This is a genomic window from Streptomyces luteosporeus, assembly GCF_039532865.1.
GTDB lineage: Bacteria > Actinomycetota > Actinomycetes > Streptomycetales > Streptomycetaceae > Streptomyces > Streptomyces luteosporeus.
Genome location: NZ_BAAASL010000002.1, coordinates 377,361 through 393,828 on the forward strand (window position 1 = coordinate 377,361; position 16,468 = coordinate 393,828).

Here is a 16,468-nt window from a genome sequence, read left to right on the forward strand (position 1 = left end):
CCCATGGGGGCCGGTTCGGCGGCGGTCTCCGTGAATGTAAAGACTCTCAGATCATGCCGGACCGTCGTCCCGGGTGGTGCGTCCTGCGGCGACTTCCGCCAATCTGCGGTGTTCGGCTGCCTTCGCCTCGTACCGGGCGGCCATGCGCAAGTGGAACTCGGGGTTGTCCTGTTCGTAGATGTCGGGGATGCCGTCCTCGTCCTCGTCGCGGTCCTCTTCTGCGCACAGCTTCTTGTACTTGTTGTCGCGCAGCTTGAGGAGAGTGCTCGACAGGACGGCCGCGATCAGCGACCCGATGAGGACGGCCGCCTTCACCTCACCGCCCAGGCCCTCGTCGTAGCCGAAGGCGAGCTCGCCGATCAGCAGGGAGACCGTGAAGCCGATGCCGGCCAGGGAAGCGACGGCCAGGACGTCCGGCCACTTCAGGTCGGGGTTGAGCTCCGCCCGGGTGAAACGGGCCGCCGCCCAGGTGCCGCCGAAGACGCCGATCGCCTTGCCCACGACCAGTCCCAGCACCACGCCCAGCGTCTCGGGCCGCGTGAAGACGTCCGCCAGCGCCCCTCCCGAGACCCGCACTCCCGCGGAGAACAACGCGAACAGCGGGACGGCCAGACCCGCCGACAGCGGCCGCACGAGGTGCTCGATGTGCTCGCCGGGGGACTGCTGCTCGCCGTCGCGGCGAGTGCAACGCAGCATCAGGCCCATGGCGACGCCCGCGATGGTGGCGTGCACGCCGCTGTTGTACATCAGCGCCCAGTTGACGACCGCCAGCGGTACGTAGACGTACCAGCCGCGCACGCCCTTGCGCAGCAGCAGCCAGAAGACCACCAGGCCCACGAAGGCGAAGCCGAGGGCGGCGAAGTTCAGCTTCGACGTGAAGAAGACCGCGATGATCAGGATCGCGAAGAGGTCGTCGACGACGGCCAGGGTCAGCAGGAACGCCCGCAGCGCCGACGGCAGCGACGTGCCGATCACCGCGAGGACGGCGAGCGCGAAGGCGATGTCGGTGGCCGTGGGGACCGCCCAGCCGCCGAGCGAACCACCGCCGCTCGCCGCGACCACCGTGTAGACCAGCGCGGGCACGGCCATGCCGCAGACCGCCGCGACCACAGGGAGGATCGCGGCCTTCGGCTCGCGCAGCTCACCCGCGACGAGCTCGCGCTTGAGCTCGATGCCGGCGACGAAGAAGAAGACGGCCAGCAGGCCGTCGGCCGCCCAGTGCTGGACGGAGAGGTCGAGCCCGAGCGCGGCGGGTCCGATGTGGAACGAACGGACGCTCTCGTAGCCCTCGCGCAGCGGCGTGTTCGCCCAGATCAGGGCGGCCACGGCGGCGGCCAGCAGCAGGACCCCGCCGACCGTCTCGGCCCGCAGCGCGTCCGCGAGATAGTTCCGTTCGGGCAGGGGCAGCCTGCCGAGGAAGACGGAACGACGGGTCTTGGGCGCGGCCACAGTGGGGAACCTCCTGGGTCTGCTGTCGGCGACACGCGTGCGGATGCACGTGTGCTGCTGTTGCCGACCAGACTTCCCGGCGCGCCCTGAATTCTTGTCGCGAAATTGACGCGACGCCCCACCACTGTAGCCCGAACGAGCGAAGGGCGCCCGGTGGAAGCCGGGCGCCCTTCGCGGCGATCGGGTGGCCGACGAGCCTGTGACCAGGGAGGTTGCTGGTGACATCCCTCGCCGGTGCCGGTCCTCGCCGGGTGTCAGTCCTCGCTGGAGGCCGCGGGGAGCTTGGCCTGGATGAGGTCCATGACCGAGGAGTCGGTCAGCGTGGTCACGTCGCCCAGGGCACGGTTCTCGGCGACGTCGCGCAGCAGCCGGCGCATGATCTTGCCGGAACGGGTCTTCGGCAGCTCCGCCACCGGCAGGATCCGCTTCGGCTTGGCGATCGGGCCCAGCTGCTTGCCCACGTGCGCCCGCAGTTCCTCCACCAGGCCCGCCTCGTCGGCCTCGTCGCCTGCCGCGTCCGCCGCCGTGCCGCGCAGGATGACGAACGCACAGATGGCCTGGGTCGTCTGCGGGTCGGTGGCGCCGACGACCGCCGCCTCGGCGACCCTCGGGTGGGAGACCAGGGCCGACTCGACCTCTGTGGTGGAGATGTTGTGGCCGGAGACGAGCATGACGTCGTCGACGCGGCCCAGGAGCCAGATGTCGCCGTCCTCGTCCTTCTTCGCGCCGTCGCCGGCGAAGTAGCGGTCCTGGAAGCGGGACCAGTAGGTGTCGATGTAGCGCTTGTCGTCGCCCCAGATGGTGCGCAGCATCGACGGCCAGGGCTCGGTGAGGACGAGGTAGCCGCCGGAGCCGTTGGGCACCTCGTGGCCCTCGTCGTCGACGACGGTGGCGGCGATGCCGGGCAGCGGCACCTGGGCCGAGCCGGGCTTGGTCTCGGTGACGCCCGGCAGCGGGGTGATCATCATGCTGCCGGTCTCGGTCTGCCACCAGGTGTCGACGACGGGCGTGCGGCCAGCGCCGATGTGCTCGCGGTACCAGACCCAGGCCTCGGGGTTGATCGGCTCGCCCACCGAACCGAGGATGCGCAGGCTGGACAGGTCGAAGCCCGCCGGGATGTCGTCGCCCCACTTCATGGCGGCGCGGATGGCGGTCGGGGCGGTGTACAGGATCGTCACGCCGTACTTCTGGACGATCTCCCACCAGCGTCCCTGGTGCGGGGTGTCCGGGGTGCCCTCGTAGAGCACCTCGGTGGCGCCGTTGCTCAGCGGCCCGTACACGATGTACGAGTGGCCGGTGACCCAGCCGACGTCGGCGGTGCACCAGAAGACGTCCGTCTCGGGCTTCAGGTCGAAGACGGCGTGGTGGGTGTACGACGTCTGGGTGAGGTAGCCGCCGGAGGTGTGCAGGATGCCCTTCGGCTTCCCCGTCGTGCCCGAGGTGTACAGGATGAACAGCGGGTGCTCGGCGTCGAAGGCCTGCGGAGTGTGCTGGTCGGACTGACGGCCCACCAGGTCGTGCCACCACACGTCGCGGCCCTCGGTCCAGGCGACGTCCTCCTGGCCGGTGCGGCGCACGACGAGCACGCTGCGCACGTTCTCGGTGCCGGGTCGGCCGAGGGCCTCGTCGACGGCCGGCTTCAGCGGGGAGGGCTTGCCGCGGCGGTAGCCGCCGTCGGCGGTGATGACGACGCGGGCGTCGGCGTCCTTGATGCGGGTGGCCAGCGCGTCCGCGGAGAAGCCGCCGAAGACGACCGAGTGGGGCGCACCGATGCGGGCACAGGCCAGCATGGCGATCACGGCTTCGGGAATCATCGGCAGGTAGATGGCGACGCGGTCGCCGGCCTGCACGCCGAGCTCGGTCAGGGCGTTGGCGGCCCGGGAGACCTCGCGCTGCAGCTCGGCGTAGGTGATCGACCGGGTGTCGCCCGGCTCGCCCTCGAAGTGCAGGGCGACGCGGTCGCCGAGGCCGTTCTCGACGTGGCGGTCGACGCAGTTGTAGGCCACGTTGAGCTTGCCGTCGGCGAACCACTTGGCGAAGGGCGGGTTCGACCAGTCGAGCGTCTGCGTCGGCTCGGTGTCCCAGGACAGGCGGCGCGCCTGGGCCGCCCAGAAGCCCAGCCGGTCAGCCTTGGCCTGTTCGTAGGCCGCTGCCGTGACGTTGGCCTCGGCGGCCAGGCCGGCAGGCGGCGCGAAGCGGCGCTCCTCCTTGAGGAGGTTGGCCAGGCTTTCGTTGCTCACGACATCTCCCTTTCCCAGGGGCTTCGTTGCGTCCCGGGCCCTAGCTCATCAGGCCGGGGTGCACCCTGACAAGGGTTGTTGGTAAAAACTGGTTTAGACCTGTTGCCCGAGGTGATCGGCCGAGGTCAGACAGGGTGGCGCGGAGGCCCGGGGAGCCGTGAACGTGTGCGAGCGGCGGTCCAGGACGTAGGTCGTGCCCTCTTGGGCGTGGACGTAGGTGCCCCGCAGGAGCAGTGACCCCTCGGCCACCCGGCGGGCCACGCAGGCGTGGGCCATCAGGTGGTCCAGTTGCTGCATGACGTTGACGAGGGCCAGCCGTTCCACGTCGTCCGCCACGGCCCGGCCGGCGAGGGCCACGTCTCCGCGCCCGCGCCTGCTGATGCGCTGCATGCGGGCCAGGCTCGGGCGGCCGTGGGAGAGCCAGGCGGTGAGCGGGGCCCGGCCGGCAGTGGAGCCGGTCGCCTGGGCGCCCGGGCGCGGGGGTGGCAGGTCCAGCAGCGCCCGCATGGCGGCGCAGTCGGAGTGCCCCCGCACGGTGATGGCGGCAACCTTCATCGTCTCGACGGCGTACTGCAGGGCGGCGGTGACCCAGTCGAGCCGGCCGTCGTCGCGGGGCGGCGGCACCAGATTGCCGACGTTGCACAACGAGTAGGCGCCGTCGGGGGTGGCGTCGGCGGGGGCCGGGCCGGAGTCGGTGCAGGCCAGCACGAGGTGGGTGCCCTGCGCTGCCGGCGGTGGTCCCGGCTCGTGGTGGGCAGGGACGGCGGTCTGCACAGGAAGGCCTGCCGGTTCGTCGGTCGGTTCGGGAGGGTGGGGACGCAGGCGGCGTGCACACCGCGGCAGGCAGACGAGCGCGACGCTCAGGGCCACCCCGGCGAGGGCGGGCACGACACCGAACAGGAGGACGGAGCCGGCCGTCGCAGCGAACAGGGCGCCATGCAGGGAAAAAATCTTGGGCCACATGGACGCGACGGCGTGGCGTGAGGGAAGGGTCGGCGGGAGCGCCGTCCCGGCCGAGCGGTGTTCTGCGACGGGTGCGGACGGGGCCGCGGCCTTCAGGGCTTCGAGAGCGATGGCGAGCGTGGCCGCGAGCACGGAGGCGAAGAGCGTCAGCGCTGCCACGCCCGGCAGCCCCGGCAGCGCCCATACGCCACGGCCTTCGGCCGCCAGCCGGGGCGCGGGCAGGACGGGAGCCAGGGCGACCGTGGTGCCGGTGCCGGCCAGGAGGCCCTGCACGATCGCCGGGTGCACCGCCCGGACCGCAGCTGCCGTGCGGGCCGTACCCAGAGCGAGCAGGGCCAGGCCGCCGAGTGCGACGACCGCGCTCGCGGTCCGCCAGCCGAAGTGGTGCACCAGTTCCGCCGAAGCCATCACCGCGACGACCGCGAGGCCGGCTGCCTGCCGTGCCTTCCGCGCGAGCAGCCCGCCGGCGGTGGCGCCTGCTGCCATGGCCGCCGGGCCACCCAGGGCGGGAGCCGCGGCGGCAAGGACGGCGCCCAGCGCGACGGTGAGCGCGGCGAGTGCGGTGGGGAGGGAGGCGGACAGATCCCGTAGCCGGCTGGTGTGCGTGCGCATGGTCGGTCCTGTCTGCAAGAAGGTCCGGGCGAGCGAGCATCAACTCCGAGTAAATGAATGGTAATGGAGAGTAAAGGGCTTGGGGTCCCGGCCGCGCGAGCGTCCGTCGAACGAGTGAATAGGCATCTTTATGGCCGGCTTTACGGCTCCGGTTACGGCCCCGGTTTACGGCCCCGGCTTCATGACCCCGGCCGGGCCGCAGGGCCCGCGCGGTCAGGCGGGCTGGGGTGCGGCCAAGGCCCGCTCGTCCAGTACGAAGGAGGGGTCGACCTGAGCCGCGAGGTCGGCGCCCGTCCTGGCGTTACCCCAGCTCTCGGCGTTCTTGAGGTGGAAGTGGACCGTCTGGCGGGTGTAGCGCTGCCAGTCGCGCTGCTCGTACGACGCGTCGGCGGCGTCCTGCAGGACGCGCAGCGCTTGCTGGTTGGCCTCCTCCAGGAGTTCGAAGCGTGGGGGGCGGCCCTTCTCCATCGCCCGCACCCAGTCCGAGTGGCCGAACGTGGTGAGCAGGTCCTCGCCGACCTCGGCACGCAGGAAGTCGAGATCGTCCTGGCCCTGCACCTTGTTGCCGACGACCTTCAGGGCGACGCCGAAGTCCCGCGCGTACTCCTTGTACTGACGGTAGACGGACACGCCCTTGCGGGTGGGCTCGGCGACCAGGAAGGTCATGTCGAAGCGGGTGAACATCCCGGAGGCGAAGGAGTCGCTGCCCGCCGTCATGTCGACCACCAGGTATTCGTCGCGGCCGTCCACGAGGTGGTTCAGGCACAGTTCGACCGCGCCCACCTTGGAGTGGTAGCACGCCACGCCCAGGTCGGACTCGGTGAACGGACCGGTGACCATCAGGCGCACGGCCCCTTCGTCCAGCGGGACGGTGCGGGCGCAGGCGGCGTAGACGGGATTGTCCTCGTCGATGCGCAGCAGGCGCGAGCCCCGGCCCGGCGGGGTCGTCTTGATCATGGTCTCGGCCGAGGTGATGCGCGGGTTGCAGCCCCGGAGGTAGTCCTTGATCAGGGGCAGCCGGGCCCCCATGGCGGGCAGTGCGGCGGCCTCCTCCTCGTCGAGTCCGAGCGCCGCGCCCAGGTGCTGGTTGATGTCCGCGTCCACGGCGATGACGGGCGCGCGGCCGGCGGCGAGGCGGCGGATGAAGAGGGAGGACAGCGTGGTCTTGCCGCTGCCGCCCTTCCCCACGAAAGCGATCTTCATGTTCACCTAGCGTAGATGCAGGGGAGCGCTGAGTGAGAATCGTGAGTGAAGAGGACCACTCTTTCGGGGGGTGTAGAGCCGAAGTGCGTAGTGTCGTACCCATGAGTACGACAGCCGATCCGCTCGCCGCCCTGGGCTCGCTCCCGGGCGTCGCCGACGCCGTGGAATCCGTACGCAAGGCGGTGGACCGGGTGTACGGCCACCGGGTGATGCGCCGCCGCAGTAACGAGATCACCTCCGAGGCGGCGCTGCGCGGCGCCCGGGGTTCGGCCGCGCTGTCCGGAGCGGACTGGGCGCTCGAAGAGGTCCGCCGCCGCACCGACTTCAGCGGCGACGGGGAGCCCAGGACGGTGGGTGCGGCGCTGCGCCTGACCGCCGAAGCGGGGCAACTGCTCAGCATCTGGCGACAGTCGCCGCTGCGCGTCCTCGCACGGCTGCACCTGGTCGCGGCGGGCGGTGACCGGCCGGAGGAGTCGGTGGGGCGTCCGCGGCTGGCGGGGGAATCCGTCGCCGAGCCCCTGGTTGAGCTGGACCTACCGAGTGCCGACGAGGTCTCGGGGCGGCTGGACGGGCTGGCGGCCCTGCTGATCGCGGGTACCTCGGCACCGGCGCTGGTGACGGCGGCGGTGGTGCACGGTGAGCTGCTGGCGCTGCGGCCCTTCCGTTCGTACAACGGGCTGGTGGCGCGGGCCGCCGAGCGGATCGTGCTGATCGGCAGCGGCCTGGACCCGAAGTCCGTCTGCCCGGCCGAAGTGGGCCATGCCGAGCTGGGCAGGGAGGCGTACCTGACCGCGCTGGAGGGCTACGTCTCGGGGACGCCCGAGGGGCTCGCGGCGTGGATTGCGCACTGCGGTCGTGCGGTCGAGCTGGGAGTCAGGGAGAGCACGGCCGTCTGCGAGGCGTTGCAGCGCGGAGCGGCCTGAGCGGGCCCGGACATGGGTTGCGGCGGCACCCGTTCGGGTACCGCCGCTGGCACATCGGCCGGGTTACCATGCGTGCACGATATTTGCCCATCAGGCCGGGTTGCTTTGCCCTTGGCCTGGTGCGGCTGGCCCGTATTCGACGGGTCGGCGTCGCGTGGGTGCCCGGCTTCCGTGCGCGGTCCGTGGGGCCTTGGTGCGTGGAGGGCATCCTCCCGGATGTCCCTGGTCTCGCGGGCCGTTAAGTCCTTTTTACTCCTGTCGCCGCGGAAGCGGAAGTCGAGGCCGCAGTTCTTTTCCTTCTACCCGCAAAACCGGGCAATGCAGGCAGTGCTGTGCCACGTCGGCCGGCCAGCCATACGAGGCCCACGGTGGCCGCGGCGGCGCCCAGCCCGGCCGCGGCGAGGAGTGCGGGGCGCGAGGGCAGTGGCAGGGAGGAAAGCCGCTGCTTCAGGCGCACCGGACGGTTGAAAGTGAGAACGGGCCAGTCCCGGGCGGTGGCTTCGCGGCGCAGGGCGCGGTCGGGGTTGACGGCATGCGGGTGTCCCACGGCCTCCAGCATCGGAATGTCGGTCGCCGAATCGCTGTAGGCGTAGCACCGCGAGAGGTCGTATCCCTCGGATTCGGCGAGCTCCCTGACCGCCTCCGCTTTGGTGGGGCCGTACGCGTAGTACTCGATCTCGCCGGTGAAGGCGCCGTCCTCCACGACCATGCGGGTGGCCACGACCCGGTCGGCGCCGAGCAGGGCGCCGATGGGCTCCACGACCTCCGCGCCCGAGGTGCTGACGATGACCACGTCGCGGCCCGCGGCGTGGTGTTCCTCGATGAGCGAGGCGGCCTCGTCGTAAATGATCGGGTCGATCAGCTCGTGCAGGGTCTCGGCGACGAGCTCCCGAACCTGCTGGACATTCCAGCCCTTGCAGAGGGCCGACAGATACCGGCGCATCCGTTCCATCTGGTCGTGGTCGGCGCCGCCGGCGAGGAAGACGAACTGGGTATAGGCGGTGCGCAGCGCGGCCCGCCGGTTGATCAGCCCGCCTTGGTAGAAGGACTTGCTGAAGGTGAGGGTGCTCGACTTCGCGATGACCGTCTTGTCCAGATCAAAGAAGGCGGCTGCCCGGGGCAAGGAGTGGTTTTCCACGCCGCCGAGCATAGGGGCCCTCCATTCGGCGTAAGCTGAGGCGTGTGGGTTTGCCTGAGAAGGCTCTCGGGTACACCATGGAAGTCACGGATCGTTCGCGACCGTGCCTAACCCGGCCCGACTCCTCCCCCCCCGAGTCGGCCGTGGGGACGACCCCCGCTCTCCCCCCCGGCGGGGGTCGTCGCATGTCCGGATACGTTTCGGGCGTCGCCATCGGGCCTCCTCCCCTTCTGTGCGCGCGGGTGTGCGCGCGAGCCAAGACCTTGATACCCGTTACTGAGGGTAATCAACAGGATGCTCTGTGGAAGTCACCGGTATAGGTGAGCGGGATATTCACATCCGTTGAGTTGTCCACAGTTTTTCACCAAGATCCACACGATTTCCCGGTCCGTTGCACGGTGATTCCCCGCGAGTTCCGCGACGTTCGCGGATGCGAGAGCGCGTAGTGAGAGGGGAGGGACCGTGACCGGATCCCGCACATCCGATCGGGCCCCGGCCGGGGACGCGAGGCAGCGGTGCCCGCTGATCGTCACGGAGGACGAGGGGCTGCTCGACGACCTGCTCAGACTCTGCGCGGCTGCCGGGGCCGTCCCCGAGGTCGTCCACGGCACCCCCGCACGCGGCAGCGGCTGGGACACCGCGCCGCTCGTCCTCGTGGGGGACGACTGCGCGGCCCGGCTGGCCGGGGCCGCCCGTCGCGACGGCGTGGTGCTCGTCGGCAACGACATGGACGACTCCGGGATCTGGCGGCGCGCCGTGGGCCTGGGCGCCCGCAACGTGGCGCTGCTGCCCGACGGCGAGGCGTGGCTGGTCGACCGCATCGCCGACGCCGTCGAGGGGGTGGGCCGCCCCGCCCTGACCGTCGGCGTGATCGGTGGCCGGGGCGGGGCGGGCGCCAGCACGCTCGCCTGTGCTCTTGCCGTCGGCGCCGCCCGCACCGGGCAGCGCACCATGCTCATCGACGGCGACCCGCTCGGCGGCGGTCTGGACGTGCTGCTGGGCGGGGAGCGGGCCGAAGGCCTGCGCTGGCCCGCGTTCGCCGACTCCCGGGGCCGGGTGGCGGGCCGGGCGCTCGAGGAGGCGCTGCCCCGGCTCCACTCCCTGCGCGTCCTGAGCTGGGACCGCGGCGAGTGCACCGCCGTGCCGCCCGAGGCCGTGCGCGCGGTCCTGGCGGCCGCCCGCCGGCGCGGCGGGGTAGTGGTCGTCGACCTGCCGCGCAGGCTGGACGCCCCCGCCGCCGAGGCCATCGGGCAGCTCGACGTGGGGCTGCTGGTGGTGCCGGCGGAGCTGCGGGCCGTGGCAGCCGCCCACCGGACGGCTTCGATGCTGGGCATGGTGCTGCGCGACATCCGGCTGGTCGTTCGCGGGCCGTTCGGCTCCGGGCTCGTGCCCGAGGAGATCGCGCGGATCCTCGGGCTGCCGCTCGCCGGGGAGCTGCCCCCCGAGCCGGGGCTGGCCGGCGGGCTGGACGCCGGCAGGCCGCCGGGCGCCGGCGACCGGGGCCCGCTCGCCCGCTTCAGCGCCGGATTCTGGGCACAGGCCCTGACGGAGAGCGCGGGAGCACCGGCATGAGCCACGACCTGCTGGACGCCGTGCGCCTGCGGCTCGCCGAGAGCGGCGCCGAGCCCACACCCGCCCGCGTCGCCGAGGCACTGCGCCGGGAAGGACGCCTGCTGGGGGACGCCGAAGTGCTCGGCGTCGCCGCCCGGTTGCGCTCCGAACTGGTGGGCAGCGGGCCGCTCGAACCACTCCTGGCGGCTCCCGACGTGACCGACGTGCTCGTCACCGCGCCCGACCGCGTCTGGGTCGACCGGGGCTCCGGCCTCGAACTCACCGACGTGGCCTTCCCCGACGCGGCCGCCGTACGGGGCCTGGCCCAGCGCCTGGCCGCCATCGCCGGTCGCCGCCTCGACGACGCCAGGCCCTGGGTCGATGCCCGCCTGCCCGACGGCACCCGCCTCCACGCGGTGCTGCCACCCGTGGCCGTCGGCTCTCCCTGCCTCTCCCTGCGCGTGGTGCGCCCCCGCGCCTTCACCCTGGAGGAGCTGGTGAGGGCCGGCACCCTGCCGCCCGGCGGCGACCGGCTCCTGCAGGCCGTGCTGGACGCCCGGTTGTCGTTCCTCGTCTCCGGCGGGACGGGCTCGGGGAAGACGACACTGCTGTCGACCCTGCTCGGGCTGGTGGCGCCGGGGGAGCGGATCGTCCTCGCCGAGGACTCCTCGGAGCTGCGCCCCGACCATCCGCATGTCGTGCGCCTGGAGACCCGCCCGGCCAACCAGGAGGGAACGGGCCTGGTGACCTTGCGGGATCTGGTCCGCCAGGCGCTGCGCATGCGCCCGGACCGGCTGGTCGTGGGCGAGGTCCGGGGTGCCGAGGTCACCGACCTGCTCGCCGCCCTCAACACGGGCCATGAAGGCGGCTGCGGCACGGTCCACGCGAATGCCGCCTCGGACGTCCCGGCGCGACTGGAGGCCCTGGGCTCCACGGCCGGGCTGGACCGTGCGGCGCTGCACAGCCAGCTCGCCGCCGCGCTGTCGGTGGTCGTCCACCTGGTGCGCGACCGTGGCGGACGGCGCCGGGTCGCCGAGGTGCACGTCCTCGACCGCGACCCCGGCGGGCTCGTGACGACCGTTCCGGCCGCCGTCTGGGGCGAGCGCGGCTTCGAAAGAGCCGCCGGCTGGGAGCGGCTGGCCGCTTTGTGCGGGCGCGGCGGAGGTGCGCCGTGATGACGTGGTGGTCCGGTCCGGCGGGCGCGGGGTGCCTGGTTCTGCTGCTGTGCGCTCTGGCGGTCGCCGGTCTTCGGCTCCGGCAGGGGCCGGCGGTGCGCAGGGCGCGGCTGCTGCTGGCCGGTGGGGGTGCGGTGGTCGGGGGCCCGGCTGCGCTGCTGCCGGGGTGGGCCCGGCAGGGTGCCGCGCGCCTGCTCCGGACCGTGCGGGGCCGGCCCGAGCTGTGGTGCCTGCCGGCCGGGGGCGTGCTGGCGGTGCTGGGTCGTTCGGTGTTGCCCCTGCTGGTGTCGCTGCCGGCCGTGCCCCTCGTCCGCCACCGGCTGGCCGGGGTCAGGCGCGAGCGGGAGCGGGAGCGCAGTCGGGCGGCCGTGATCGACCTGTGCGGTGCCGTCGCGGGCGACCTGCGGGCGGGGCGGCATCCCGGTGCGGCGCTGGCGGGGTGGTCCGGTGCCGGGCTGGGCCCGGGCTGGTCGGCGGTGCCGGCGGCCGCGCGGTTCGGCGGGGACGTGCCCGAGGCGCTCCGCAAGGCCGGCCGGCGCCCGGGGGCGGAAGGGCTCAACGGCGTCGCCGCGTGCTGGCGGGTCGCGGTCGACGGGGGTGCAGGGCTCGCCGCCGGGCTGGAACGGGTGGCTGCCGCGCTCGGCGCCGAGCGCGACCAACGGGAGGAGCTGCGGGCCCAGCTCGCCGGGACCCGGTCCACGGCGGTGATGCTCGCCCTGCTGCCGGTGCTGGCCCTGCTGATGGGCGCGGCCCTCGGCGCGGATCCGCTGCGGGTGCTGCTGCACACCCCCGCGGGGCTGGGCTGCCTCGCCCTCGGCGGGCTGCTCGAGTGCGCGGGGATCGCCTGGACGCGACGGATCGTCCGGGCGGCGGAAGGGCCAGGGAGCGGGAGGGGAACGTGAGCGCGAACGTTGTCCACAGCCTGTGGGCGGTGGTGCTTGCCGTGGTGGCAGCAGGATGCGTGAGCGCCATCGGCAAGAGAGCTGCGCGGGGAAGATCGGGGCGGCGCCGGCTGGCCGCCGTACTGGGCGTGCCACCGACCGGAGCGGAGAAGGCGCGGCGGGGGCAGGGGCTGCGGCGGGCCGTGGCGGCACCCGACGGGCGGGTCGTCGTGGCGATCGCGGTCGTCGGGACGGGGCTCCTCGGGCTGGTGGCCGGGTTCACCGGGGCAGGCGCCGGGCTCGTCGCGGCCTGGGGGCTGTGGAGCCGTGGCCGGCGGGCCGAGCGCGCTGCCAAGGAGGCGCCCGGCGAGGAGGCCGTACGGCAACTGCCCTTGGCGGCGGATCTTCTGGCGGCCTGTCTGGCGGCGGGGGCCGGCCCCCGGGAGGCGGCGGAGGCCGTGGGCTCCTCGCTGGGCGGGCCCGTGGGCCTCGGGCTGGCCCGGGCGGCCGCCGAGGTGCGGCTCGGGGCGGAGCCGGCCGTCGCCTGGGGCCGCCTGGGCGCCCTGCCGGGCGCCGCCCCGCTGGCCGGCTGCCTTGAGCGGGCCCAGGCCACGGGAGTCCCGGCGGTGGAACCCATGGCGCGGCTCGCCGCGCGATTGCGCGCCGAGCAGGCCAGGACCGCCGGCATACGGGCCCGGCGCGCGGGTGTGCAGGCGACCGCACCGCTGGGGCTGTGCTTCCTGCCGGCGTTCCTGATGGTCGGTGTCGTCCCCGTGGTCATCGGCCTGGCCGAGGGCCTCATACGGGCCGGCTGACGGCCGGAGGGGCCTGAGGGCCCGAGGCGAGCAAGGCAGAGCAGAAAAGGGCATCTGACGGCGCGTCGAGAAACGACGCGCACGACCAAGAGATGGGGGAGTGGTTGTCATGGCAACGGTGGCGGCGATGGTCACGTCGTGGTGGTCGGTACGCCGGTCGCGGATGCGGACCGCCTGCGAGGAGGGCATGACGACGGCGGAGTACGCGGTGGGCACGCTGGCCGCGTGTGCGTTGGCGGCCGTGCTCTACAAGGTGGTCACCAGCGGGGCGGTCAGCGGGGCGTTGCAGCAGCTGATCGTCAAGGCGCTCCATGCGACGTTCTGACGGCGGCTATGTGACCGCCGAGGCCGCGGTCGCGCTGCCCGCGCTGGCGTTCTTCGCCCTGGCGCTGATCTGGGGGCTGATGGCCGCGTCCGCGCAGATCCAGTGCGTGGACGCGGCCCGGGCGGGGGCGCGGGCCGCGGCCCGGCAGGATCCCCCGCCGGCCGTGGTCGAGGCGGCCAGGTCGGCCGCTCCGCGCGACGCGGAGGTCGCCGTGACGCGGGAGGGAGACATGGTGCGGGTGCGCGTCGAGGCCCGGGCGGCCGGCCCGGGGCCCTTGGCAGTGCGGTTGACCGGGGAGGCGGTGGCTCTTGCAGAGGAGACGGTGGGATGACCGGGGACTGGCTTCCGTATGGGTGGCCGTGGCCGCGACGGCGTTCTGCGCGGTGTTCGCCGCGCTGCTGGCCATGGGGCAGGTGGTGCTGGCGCGGCACCGCGCGGGAGGAGCGGCGGACCTGGCGGTGCTGGCTGCCGCCGACCACGCCCTTGAGGGGCAGGCCGCGGCCTGCGGGCTGGCCCGCAGGGTCGCCGCCGCCCAAGGGGCCGCGGTGGTGCGCTGCGGAGTGAGGGGCGAGATCGCCGAGGTGGCGGCCGAGGCAGGGGCCGGCCCCTGGACCCTACGGGTCCGGGCCCGGGCGGGCCCGCCGGAAGCGGCCTACGCGCCCGGCGCCTTCACGGGGTGATGCCGTAGGTGGTGCCGGCGATTCACTCGCCTTCCTGGGCCGCTGGCGCGTCCTGGGCCGGCGGGGCGTCCTTCAGGAGGTGGGTGAGCAGGCGCAGGGCCGCCCGTTTGTCCAGGGGGTCGTTGCCGTTGCCGCACTTGGGGGACTGGATGCAGGACGGGCAGCCCGTCTCGCACTCGCAGGAGGCGATCGCCTCCCGGGTGGCGTCCAGCCAGCGGGCGGCGGTGTGGAAGGCGCGCTCGGCGAAGCCGGCGCCGCCGGGGTGGCCGTCGTAGACGAAGACGGTGGGCAGGAGCGTGTCGGGGTGGAGGGGCACGGAGACGCCTCCGATGTCCCAGCGGTCGCACGTGGCGAAGAGGGGGAGTATGCCGATGGAGGCGTGTTCGGCGGCGTGCAGGGCGCCGCCCAGGGATTCGGGGTCGATCCGGGCGGCATCGAGCTGGTCCTCGGTGACGGTCCACCACACGGCCCGGGTGCGCAGGGTGCGGGGCGGCAGGTCGAGCTTGGTCTCGCCCAGGATCTCTCCGGTGATCAGGCGGCGGCGCAGGTAGGAGACGACCTGGTTGGTGACCTCGACGGAGCCGAAGCACAGCCGTGCGTCGCCCCAGGGCACCTCGGTGGTGGTCTCCAGGATGCTGATGGCCGTGGTGTCGCGGGCCGTGGTCGAGTACGGCGGGTCGGCCTGCTCGACCAGGGCGACGGACGCCTCCAGGTCCAGGTGGCGCACCAGGTAGCTGCGGCCCTGGTGGAGGTGGACGGCGCCCTCGTGGACGGTGGAGTGGGAGGCCGACCGGTCGACGGTGCCCAGCAGCCGGCCGGTGCCCTCCTCCACGACCTGGACGGGGCGGCCGCCCTCGCCGCGGATGTCGGTGAGGTCGGCGGCCCGCTCGCGGCGGGTCCAGTGCCACACCGCGCCCCGGCGGCGGAGCAGCTTGCGGGCCTCCAGCTGGGAGATGACGCCCCGGGCCTCGGGGCCGAACAGGGAGAGGTCGGCTTCGGAGAGGGGGAGTTCCTCGGCTGCCGCGCACAGGTGGGGGGCCAGGACGTAGGGGTTGTCCGGGTCGAGGACGGTGGACTCCACGGGCTGCCGGAACAGCGCCTCGGGGTGGTGGACGAGGTAGGTGTCCAGGGGGTCGTCGCGGGCGACGAGGACGGCCAGGGCACCGCGGCCCGTACGTCCGGCGCGGCCGGCCTGCTGCCAGAGGGAGGCGCGGGTGCCCGGGTAGCCGGAGAGGAGTACGGCGTCCAGGCCGGCGACGTCGACGCCGAGTTCCAGGGCGGAGGTGGCGGACAGGCCCAGGAGTTCGCCCGTGTGGAGGGCCTGCTCGATGGCGCGGCGTTCCTCGGGGAGGTAGCCGCCGCGGTAGGCGGCGACGCGGGAGGGGAGGGAGCGGTCGACGGCGGCCAGGCGTTCCTGGGCGATCAGGGACACCAGCTCGGCGCCGCGCCGGGAGCGGACGAAGGCGACGGTGCGCACGCCCTGGACGGCGAGGTCGGTGAGAAGGTCGGCGGTCTCGGCGGTGGCGGTGCGGCGGACGGGGGCGCCGCGCTCGCCGTGGAGCTCGGTGAGCGGGGGCTCCCACAGGGCGAAGACGACGTCGCCGCGCGGGGAGGCGTCGTCGGTGATCTGGGCGACCGGCAGCCCGGTGAGCCGGCCGGCGGCGGTGGCGGGGTCGGAGGCGGTGGCGGAGGCGAGGAGGAAGACGGGCTCGGAGCCGTAGCGGGCGCACAGGCGCCGCAGCCGGCGCAGCACCTGGGCGACGTGGGAGCCGAAGACGCCGCGGTAGGTGTGGCACTCGTCGATGACGACGTAGCGCAGGGCGCGCAGGAAGGAGGCCCATCGGGGGTGGGCGGGCAGGACGGAGCGGTGGAGCATGTCCGGGTTGGTGAGCACGTAATTGGCGTACTGGCGCACCCATTCGCGTTCTTCCACCGGCGTGTCGCCGTCGTACACGGCCGGGCGCACGCTCTTGCCCAAGGGGGCGGCCAGGCTGCGCACGGCGCGGCGCTGGTCGGCGGCGAGGGCCTTGGTGGGGGCGAGGTACAGCGCGGTGGTGCCCCGTCCGTTGGGGGCCTCCGCGCCGTCCAGCAGGGTGCTGAGCACGGGCGCCAGATAGGCGAGGGACTTGCCCGAGGCGGTGCCGGTGGCGACCACGGCGGACTCGCCGCGCAGGGCGTGCTCCGCGGTGAGCGCCTGGTGCGCCCAGGGGCGCTCGATGCCGGTGGTGCGGATGGCCTCGATCACTTCCGGCCGGATCTTCTCGGGCCAGGGAGCATGACGTCCGGGACGAGGGGGCAAGTGCTCCGTATGAGTGATGCGTGCAGCCCTGCCCGGCCCCGTGGCGAGCCGGTCCAGGATCGTTCGGGGAGAGGGGTGCACGCCCGCCTCCGGCGGGAGTTGATCGTTGGCCATCGACATCGAGTGTGTCACTGGCTTGACGGACAATGGCGTCAAGGCGTCGTGCGCGCCTGCCGGTAAGTGATTGAATGCCATCGCGGCTGCCGATCCATGG

Annotated in this window: 14 protein-coding genes; 8 read left to right on the top strand and 6 right to left on the bottom strand. The window is 73.3% G+C overall.

Annotation, left to right across the window (positions count from 1 at the left end; all coding sequences use genetic code 11):
- Positions 1 to 51 precede the first annotated feature (51 nt).
- The 4 genes from nhaA to ABD361_RS03905 form a co-directional block, all read right to left on the bottom strand.
- On the bottom strand, positions 52 to 1,449 hold the full coding sequence (gene nhaA, locus ABD361_RS03890) for a Na+/H+ antiporter NhaA (RefSeq protein ID WP_344433220.1): 1,398 nt from the start codon (positions 1,447 to 1,449) through the stop codon (positions 52 to 54).
- Between the two features lie 254 nt (positions 1,450 to 1,703).
- A complete protein-coding gene (acs, locus tag ABD361_RS03895) occupies positions 1,704 to 3,689 on the bottom strand; it encodes an acetate--CoA ligase (RefSeq protein WP_344433221.1) in 1,986 nt (661 codons plus the stop codon).
- A gap of 93 nt (positions 3,690 to 3,782) precedes the next feature.
- On the bottom strand, positions 3,783 to 5,264 hold the full coding sequence (locus ABD361_RS03900) for a carbonic anhydrase (RefSeq protein ID WP_344433222.1): 1,482 nt from the start codon (positions 5,262 to 5,264) through the stop codon (positions 3,783 to 3,785).
- A 213-nt stretch (positions 5,265 to 5,477) separates the two neighbouring features.
- Positions 5,478 to 6,467: an ATP-binding protein gene (locus tag ABD361_RS03905; protein WP_344433223.1), complete on the bottom strand. Its 990-nt coding sequence runs from the start codon at positions 6,465 to 6,467 to the stop codon at positions 5,478 to 5,480.
- Positions 6,468 to 6,568: 101 nt separating this feature from the next.
- On the opposite strand from ABD361_RS03905, the gene ABD361_RS03910 reads away from it, so the two are divergent.
- Positions 6,569 to 7,390, top strand: a complete 822-nt coding sequence (locus ABD361_RS03910) for a Fic family protein (RefSeq protein WP_344433224.1) — start codon at positions 6,569 to 6,571, stop codon at positions 7,388 to 7,390.
- A 238-nt stretch (positions 7,391 to 7,628) separates the two neighbouring features.
- Here ABD361_RS03910 and ABD361_RS03915 read toward each other — a convergent pair whose 3' ends face one another.
- Positions 7,629 to 8,540 carry an HAD family hydrolase gene (locus tag ABD361_RS03915; RefSeq protein WP_344433225.1) on the bottom strand — a complete coding sequence of 304 codons (912 nt, stop codon included), beginning with the start codon at positions 8,538 to 8,540 and terminating at the stop codon, positions 7,629 to 7,631.
- Positions 8,541 to 8,990: 450 nt separating this feature from the next.
- Between ABD361_RS03915 and ssd the strand changes: the two genes are divergently transcribed.
- The 7 genes from ssd (at position 8,991) to ABD361_RS03950 (ending at position 13,955) form a co-directional block, all read left to right on the top strand.
- Positions 8,991 to 10,100 (top strand): septum site-determining protein Ssd, encoded by a 1,110-nt coding sequence (gene ssd, locus ABD361_RS03920; RefSeq protein WP_344433226.1) that lies wholly within the window; start codon positions 8,991 to 8,993, stop codon positions 10,098 to 10,100.
- Positions 10,097 to 11,254 (top strand): TadA family conjugal transfer-associated ATPase, encoded by a 1,158-nt coding sequence (locus ABD361_RS03925; RefSeq protein ID WP_344433227.1) that lies wholly within the window; start codon positions 10,097 to 10,099, stop codon positions 11,252 to 11,254. The genes ssd and ABD361_RS03925 overlap by 4 nt, the downstream gene beginning before the upstream one ends.
- Positions 11,254 to 12,156: a type II secretion system F family protein gene (locus ABD361_RS03930; RefSeq protein ID WP_344433228.1), complete on the top strand. Its 903-nt coding sequence runs from the start codon at positions 11,254 to 11,256 to the stop codon at positions 12,154 to 12,156. Before ABD361_RS03925 ends, ABD361_RS03930 begins: the two co-directional genes overlap by 1 nt.
- Complete coding sequence (locus ABD361_RS03935) at positions 12,153 to 12,950, top strand: type II secretion system F family protein (protein ID WP_344433229.1); 798 nt, start codon at positions 12,153 to 12,155, stop codon at positions 12,948 to 12,950. The genes ABD361_RS03930 and ABD361_RS03935 overlap by 4 nt, the downstream gene beginning before the upstream one ends.
- Before the next feature lie 109 nt (positions 12,951 to 13,059).
- The gene (locus ABD361_RS03940; protein WP_425583136.1) at positions 13,060 to 13,275 is read left to right on the top strand and encodes a DUF4244 domain-containing protein; all 216 of its coding nucleotides are present in this window, start codon (positions 13,060 to 13,062) and stop codon (positions 13,273 to 13,275) included.
- Positions 13,262 to 13,606 (top strand): TadE family type IV pilus minor pilin, encoded by a 345-nt coding sequence (locus ABD361_RS03945; protein WP_344433230.1) that lies wholly within the window; start codon positions 13,262 to 13,264, stop codon positions 13,604 to 13,606. The genes ABD361_RS03940 and ABD361_RS03945 overlap by 14 nt, the downstream gene beginning before the upstream one ends.
- Entirely contained in the window at positions 13,584 to 13,955 is a 372-nt protein-coding gene (locus tag ABD361_RS03950) for an Rv3654c family TadE-like protein (RefSeq protein ID WP_425583138.1), read from the top strand. Before ABD361_RS03945 ends, ABD361_RS03950 begins: the two co-directional genes overlap by 23 nt.
- 22 nt (positions 13,956 to 13,977) lie before the next feature.
- Here ABD361_RS03950 and ABD361_RS03955 read toward each other — a convergent pair whose 3' ends face one another.
- Positions 13,978 to 16,449, bottom strand: coding sequence for a DEAD/DEAH box helicase (locus ABD361_RS03955; RefSeq protein ID WP_344433232.1), 2,472 nt, complete (start codon positions 16,447 to 16,449; stop codon positions 13,978 to 13,980).
- Between the last annotated feature and the right edge of the window lie 19 nt (positions 16,450 to 16,468).

What these genes read in the sequence shown, in the direction of transcription:
- ABD361_RS03900 (WP_344433222.1), bottom strand. Translation starts at nt 5,264, where the DNA reads ATGCGCACGCACACCAGCCGGCTACGGGATCTGTCCGCCTCCCTCCCC.
- ABD361_RS03905 (WP_344433223.1), bottom strand. Translation starts at nt 6,467, where the DNA reads ATGAAGATCGCTTTCGTGGGGAAGGGCGGCAGCGGCAAGACCACGCTG.
- ABD361_RS03910 (WP_344433224.1), top strand. Translation starts at nt 6,569, where the DNA reads ATGAGTACGACAGCCGATCCGCTCGCCGCCCTGGGCTCGCTCCCGGGC.
- ABD361_RS03915 (WP_344433225.1), bottom strand. Translation starts at nt 8,540, where the DNA reads ATGCTCGGCGGCGTGGAAAACCACTCCTTGCCCCGGGCAGCCGCCTTC.
- ABD361_RS03925 (WP_344433227.1), top strand. Translation starts at nt 10,097, where the DNA reads ATGAGCCACGACCTGCTGGACGCCGTGCGCCTGCGGCTCGCCGAGAGC.
- ABD361_RS03930 (WP_344433228.1), top strand. Translation starts at nt 11,254, where the DNA reads ATGACGTGGTGGTCCGGTCCGGCGGGCGCGGGGTGCCTGGTTCTGCTG.
- ABD361_RS03940 (WP_425583136.1), top strand. Translation starts at nt 13,060, where the DNA reads ATGGCAACGGTGGCGGCGATGGTCACGTCGTGGTGGTCGGTACGCCGG.
- ABD361_RS03945 (WP_344433230.1), top strand. Translation starts at nt 13,262, where the DNA reads ATGCGACGTTCTGACGGCGGCTATGTGACCGCCGAGGCCGCGGTCGCG.
- ABD361_RS03955 (WP_344433232.1), bottom strand. Translation starts at nt 16,449, where the DNA reads ATGGCATTCAATCACTTACCGGCAGGCGCGCACGACGCCTTGACGCCA.